Consider the following 6,099-nt stretch of genomic DNA (forward strand, 5'->3'; position numbering starts at 1 on the left):
GCCAAAAATTGTTTTCTAAATTACGACGCCAAGATCCTAAATGCACTTCATAAATGGAAATCGGTTGGTTGCCTTGGTTCGCTTTTTTGCGTGCTTCAGTCATTTCCACCACATTCGGTAAGGCACTGACTTGCGATGCTGTATCAGGGCGAAGTTGTGAGCTGAACGCATAAGGATCCGCTTTCAAACGCAAGTTCCCAAAGCAATCAATCAATTCAAATTTATAAAGCTGACCAAGACAAACTTTTGGTAGGAACAATTCCCAAACACCACTTTTTAGATGAAAACGCATAGGATGACGGCGACCATCCCAATAGTTGAAATCGCCAACAATAGAAACGCGTCTTGCATTAGGTGCCCATAAGCGGAAATTCACCCCGCTCACACCATCGAATTCCATAAAATGTGCACCCAGCACTTCATAGGGGCGAAGCATAGAACCTTCAGCAAGTAGCCATTGTTCCAAATCATCAATCATAGGATGAAAACGATAAGGATCTTCGATAATTTGTGCCTCATTACCCCAAAAAACCTGTAATTGATAAGCAAAAAATTGACGACAATTGGGGATCACCGCAGCAAAGAAACCACGCTCGTCCAAGCGGTCTAATTCCGCTATCGTTTTACCACTTTCACGCTCTATTACCGTTACTCGATTGGCATCTGGCAATAAGGTGCGAATTTCTATGCCGAGATCGGTTTCGTGCATACCGAGAACAGAAAAGGGATCAGAATTAACCCCATCAAAAAAAGCATCAATGACAGATTGGGTAACGAGTTGAGTCATAAGAAAACCTCACAATTGACAAACAGCATAAGCAAATGGGCACGATAGGGATGGTTGTGTAGAAAGAAATGAAGGCAAGCGGTCAAGTTTTGCCAAAATATTGCAAAAGGTTGAGAAACATTGCCTTCATTGGATGGCGGTTTTTGAGCAAACAAGCATGACGAAAACGTTTGCTTAAAAGAACCAGAAAAAGAGAATCCGCCTTCCTCATTAAGTGGCTTTGTGGAAACTTCCCTATCAAAAAATATGCTTTCCAGTGTCATGCGTTTAAAAATTTACCAATTTTTAGTTAATTTGAATTCTAGACTTAAACAAAATAAATACAATGACTTTTGTTAAAAAGCGTGATCTCTGTCAAGAAATTTTTGGAATATCGTATAAATTTTCGGCATAGATTGCTATTCGTGCTAATCACAATATAATGAAACCATTTTTAACTTTAGAAAACGACAGAAAACTTAGAGAAAATGGAACAAAAATCTCCTTTAATCGCACTCGTTGCAGGTGAGGTCTCAGGCGATATTCTAGGTGCTGGCTTAATCAATGCATTAAAATTACACTACCCAAATGCACGCTTTATTGGTGTAGCGGGCGAGCAGATGAGAAAAGCAGGTTGTGAAACTTTATTTGAGATGGAAGAGCTTTCCGTGATGGGCTTGGCAGAAGTGTTGAAGCATCTGCCTCGCTTACTCAAACGCCGTAAGCAAGTGATTGAAACGATGCTTGAAATGAAACCCAATGTGTTTATCGGCATTGATGCCCCTGATTTTAACCTCACTGTGGAGGAAAAACTCAAGGCAAACGGCATCAAAACGATTCACTATGTCAGCCCTTCTGTTTGGGCGTGGCGACAAAATCGGGTGCATAAAATCAAACGTGCGACTGATTTAGTGTTAGCATTTTTACCGTTCGAAAAAGCTTTTTACGATAAATTCGACACGCCTTGTCGTTTTATCGGTCATACGATGGCAGATGCGATAGCCTTAAAACCTAACCGAACAGAGGCTTGTGAAAAGCTCGGTTTAGATGAAAGCAAACGCTATGTGGCTATTTTGATAGGTAGTCGTGGTAGCGAAATCCAATTCTTGGCAGAGCCTTTTTTGAAAACCGCTCAACTGTTAAAAGAGAAGCATCCAGATTTGGAATTTCTTGTGCCGATGGTGAATGAAAAACGCCAAGCACAGTTAGAAGAGATTAAAGCAAATATTGCCCCAGAATTGGATCTGCATATTTTGCAAGGGCAAGCTCGCCAAGCGATGATCGCTGCAGAGTGTACGTTACTGGCTTCTGGCACGGCAGCATTAGAAGCAATGCTCTGTAAATCGCCGATGGTGGTGGGGTATAAAATGAAACCTCTCACCTATTGGCTTGCGAAAAAATTGGTTAAAACCGAGTATATCTCTTTGCCAAATTTACTTGCAAATGCACCGCTTGTCCCAGAGATGATTCAAGAAGAGTGTAATCCTGATAACCTTGCGTGGTCGCTCAATCACTATTTGAGCAATGATGTAGAGAGTTTAAAACAAAAAAATGAACTCAAGCATCGTTTTACCGACTTACATAAACTGATCCAATGCGATGCCGATGCACAGGCAGCACAAGCTGTGGTGGATGTGTTGGAACAAAAATAACAAGCGGTCAAATTTATTCATTATTTTACAAATTAACAAAGGAACCCATTCAATGTGGAAAGACATTTTACTTAACTACGGCATTTTCTTATTAGAACTTCTCACTATCTTCGGCGTAGTTGCTGTGATTGTGATGATTATTTTAGAAAGCAAAAAGCATCCAGAAAACGGCACAATCATGCTAACTGATTTTTCTGAAAAATATAAAGAAGAGAAAGAATCGCTTGAAGCGTTTTTTCTCAGCGAAGAAGAGCTAAAACAAAAAGAGAAAGCCGAGAAAAAAGAGGCAAAAGCAAAAGCGAAGGCAGAGAAAAAACGCATTAAAGAGGGCGAAGAAAAGTCAGATGAAGAGAAAAAATCTCGTTTATTCGTATTAGATTTTAATGGAGATGTGCACGCCCACGCTGTAAGTGCTTTACGCCGTGAAATTACTGCTGTGCTTTCGATTGTGAAACCAGAAGATGAAGTGTTGCTTAAACTCGAAAGCCCTGGCGGTGTTGTGCATGGCTATGGATTAGCGGCTTCTCAATTACAACGCTTGCGTGAGCGTAATATTCCTCTGACCGTAGCCGTTGATAAAGTTGCTGCAAGTGGAGGCTATATGATGGCGTGTGTGGCGAATAAAATTGTTTCTGCACCTTTTGCGATTATCGGTTCTGTGGGCGTAGTGGCTGAAGTGCCAAACATTCACCGCTTGCTCAAAAAACACGATGTCGATGTAGATGTAATGATGGCGGGCGAATTTAAACGTACCGTGACTTTTATGGGGGAAAACACCGAAAAAGGTAAACAAAAATTCCAACAAGAGTTAGAGGAAACCCACCAGTTATTCAAGCAATTTGTGCGTGAGAACCGCCCACAATTAGATATTGAAAAAATTGCAACGGGTGAGCACTGGTTCGGCAAACAAGCGCTTGAGCTGAATTTAATTGATGAGATTTCAACGAGTGATGATTTGCTTGTAAAAGCGGTCGAAAACAAAGAAATTATTGAAATTAAATACAAAGAGAAGAAAAATCTGACCAAACGCATTGGCTTGCAGATGGAAGAATCGATTGGTAATGTGATTACTAAACTTGTGAATAAACGAGTGGATGTGATGTAATATTTTTACTTTTCTTAGGGGCTGTTGATAACTCAAATGTAAATGAATTATCAACAGCCCCTAGATATAACGTTTCAACATGCTAACATAGTTGAAACGTCCCATTAAATTTAAAACCCTCTTTCAACAATCACACCGACACTGCTTGCTTGTGCTACGGCTTTAGGCTTGTGCAATTTGATTCGTAATTTTTGAATGCCGTAAGTTTCTTGCAATAAATTTGCCACTTGATGAGCAACTGTTTCAACCAGTTTGAAAGGTCTTCCTTCCACGAAATGTAAAATTCGCTCTGAGACTTCGGCATAATTTAAGCAATATTGCACATCATCGGTTTCCACCGCTTTGCTGAAATCCCAATAGAGTTCAATATCAAATACAAGGCGTTGTTTGATGGTGTGCTCCCAATCATAAGCACCGATGGATGCAAAAGCGGTAAGTTCGTGAATAAAAACTTTATCAAGCATTGGGTTTTCCTTATTTTATTCTACTTTTATTATGTAGATAATGCGGTAAAATAGCGACAATATAACACAAAGATAAGGAAAAATATGACACTTACTGCGTATTTAATGATTTTCGGAACTTATCTGTTCTGTTCAATATCAAGTGCGATTATTTTTTGCCGATTAGCAGGCTTACCTGATCCGCGTGAAAATGGTTCGAAAAACCCTGGTGCAACAAATGTACTACGCATAGGCGGGCGTCTTTCTGCTCTTGGGGTGTTGCTATTTGATGTGTTAAAAGGAATGTTGCCTGTTGCGATTGCTTTCCGTTTGGGATTAGAACCAAGCGAAATAGGTTTTATTGCATTAGCCGCCTGCTTAGGACACGTTTTTCCTATTTTTTTCCGTTTCCGTGGTGGAAAAGGTGTTGCAACTGCATTAGGAACACTGATTCCTTTTGGAATGGAAATTTCAGGGTTATCACTTGCAACTTGGCTGATAACTTTCCTCGTTTTTCGCTACTCTTCATTAAGTGCAGTTATTACTGCTCTTATTTTGCCTGCTTTCGTGTGGTGGTATAAACCTGAATTTACGTTCCCTGTTGCACTGGTTTGTTGCTTATTGGTTTATCGTCATCATGATAATATTCAACGTTTATGGAGAGGTCAGGAAGATAGGATTAGATTTAAATCTACTTAATAATAAAAAGACGGGATTTTTCCCGTCTAACAAGATTTTAGTTAGTGTGTTTTATGACTTGTACTATAAAGTACTTTATCTGTGTAAGCCAATGCAATTGCAGAAACTAAGAAACCTAAGTGTAGGAGTAATTGCCACATCATTGTTTTTTCAGGCATATTGTTGGCATTTACAAATGTTTGTAAAAGATGAATAGAAGAAATACTGATAATCGACATTGAAAGTTTTACTTTTAATACCGTTGCATTTACGTGACTTAACCATTCTGGTTGATCAGGGTGATTTCTTGTTCTCAATTTTGAAACAAAGATTTCATAACCACCGATTGTTACCATCACTAATAAATTCGCAATCATGACTACATCAATTAAATTTAAGACTGCTAACATAATGGTGTTAGAATCCATTTCGTTAATATTTGTAATCAATTGCCATAGCGATTTCATAAATTTATAGGCATAGATGCCTTGCACTACAATTAATCCTAAATAAATAGGTAATTGTAACCAGCGACTCATAAAAATAAGTTTACTAATTGAATTAGCTTGAGCATTATATTTTACATAAGGATCATTGTTTTTCTGTTCTTCCATAGATTCCTACTTACATCATTAATTAGAATATACTTTTCTTGAAAAGCTTATTTTTTTCGCTTGACAGTGGTTTTCTATTACATCTTGGTCAGACATATAAGCATAGCGACAAAGACTTTTATAGTATTGGATTTCATCTTTCGTTAAGGGTCTTTGAGCCCCTAAACGTAATTCTTCTTCAGTAAAATTACTGACGAGTTGACCATTCTCATAAATACCAGTGTGATTATTTTTAGATATTTTCTCAACAGAATAATTTTCTTTATTTTCTGTATTATTTTCTTCTTTGTTGTTTTCTGCTGGCTTTTCAGTAGGAGCCACAGTTACATCGTTAACATTAATATTATCTAATAATGTTGTTTTACCGTCATATGAAAGAGCATCTCCTTGTGCTGTAGATACATATTTAATTGTATTTTTATCGATGTTGTTTTTGCTTGATAAGTAATTTATTTTTTCAGTTACTTTATCTTCTAATTCTTTATACTCTTTTTTAGCTTGTTCTAAATATTTTTCAGGAATTAATTTTTCAAATTTAGAATTTACTAATTGTTTATAGTACACAAAGTGTTGGTGTCCATTATGATCAATCACTAATCCTAATGAAGTCGGAGTACCAACAGTATTTTCATTTAAAATAAATCCATCGCTAGTCTCAAATTGAACACCAGCAAATGATAAAACGCTAGGTCTTACAACTGGTTCTTCTACTTTTGGTTTCTCTTCGTTTTTCACTTCAGGTAAAGAAGGAGTAGGGATAACTGGAGCTGGTTTGACAGCTTCAACAGGTTTTTCTACTTTATTCACATCAGGTAAAGAAGGAGTAGGGATAACTGGAGCT

At 37.8% G+C, this 6,099-nt stretch carries 7 protein-coding genes; 3 read left to right on the forward strand and 4 right to left on the reverse strand.

The features are described 5' to 3' along the window. On the reverse strand, positions 1–787 hold a 787-nt coding region (locus QMF79_RS00940; RefSeq protein WP_425591868.1), incomplete at its 3' end, for a GlgB N-terminal domain-containing protein. A gap of 467 nt (positions 788–1,254) precedes the next feature. Between QMF79_RS00940 and lpxB the strand changes: the two genes are divergently transcribed. Both lpxB and sohB read left to right on the forward strand, forming a co-directional pair. After that, positions 1,255–2,418, forward strand: coding sequence for a lipid-A-disaccharide synthase (gene lpxB, locus QMF79_RS00945; protein ID WP_281772400.1), 1,164 nt, complete (start codon positions 1,255–1,257; stop codon positions 2,416–2,418). Between the two features lie 52 nt (positions 2,419–2,470). Then, entirely contained in the window at positions 2,471–3,523 is a 1,053-nt protein-coding gene (gene sohB / locus QMF79_RS00950) for a protease SohB (protein WP_281772401.1), read from the forward strand. Positions 3,524–3,633: 110 nt separating this feature from the next. On the opposite strand, the gene folB is transcribed toward sohB, so the two are convergent. Further along, a complete protein-coding gene (gene folB, locus QMF79_RS00955) occupies positions 3,634–3,987 on the reverse strand; it encodes a dihydroneopterin aldolase (protein ID WP_281772402.1) in 354 nt (117 codons plus the stop codon). Positions 3,988–4,071: 84 nt separating this feature from the next. On the opposite strand from folB, the gene plsY reads away from it, so the two are divergent. After that, the gene (gene plsY / locus QMF79_RS00960) at positions 4,072–4,665 is read left to right on the forward strand and encodes a glycerol-3-phosphate 1-O-acyltransferase PlsY (protein WP_281772403.1); all 594 of its coding nucleotides are present in this window, start codon (positions 4,072–4,074) and stop codon (positions 4,663–4,665) included. Positions 4,666–4,706: 41 nt separating this feature from the next. Here plsY and QMF79_RS00965 read toward each other — a convergent pair whose 3' ends face one another. Beyond that, on the reverse strand, positions 4,707–5,258 hold the full coding sequence (locus QMF79_RS00965) for a TIGR00645 family protein (protein WP_040217404.1): 552 nt from the start codon (positions 5,256–5,258) through the stop codon (positions 4,707–4,709). Between the two features lie 18 nt (positions 5,259–5,276). Next, a complete protein-coding gene (locus QMF79_RS00970; protein WP_425591869.1) occupies positions 5,277–6,065 on the reverse strand; it encodes a hypothetical protein in 789 nt (262 codons plus the stop codon). Positions 6,066–6,099 lie beyond the last annotated feature (34 nt).

Origin of the sequence: Pseudohaemophilus parahaemolyticus (assembly GCF_938021905.1) — a bacterium.
GTDB classification, from domain to species: Bacteria; Pseudomonadota; Gammaproteobacteria; order Enterobacterales; family Pasteurellaceae; genus Haemophilus_A; species Haemophilus_A parahaemolyticus_B.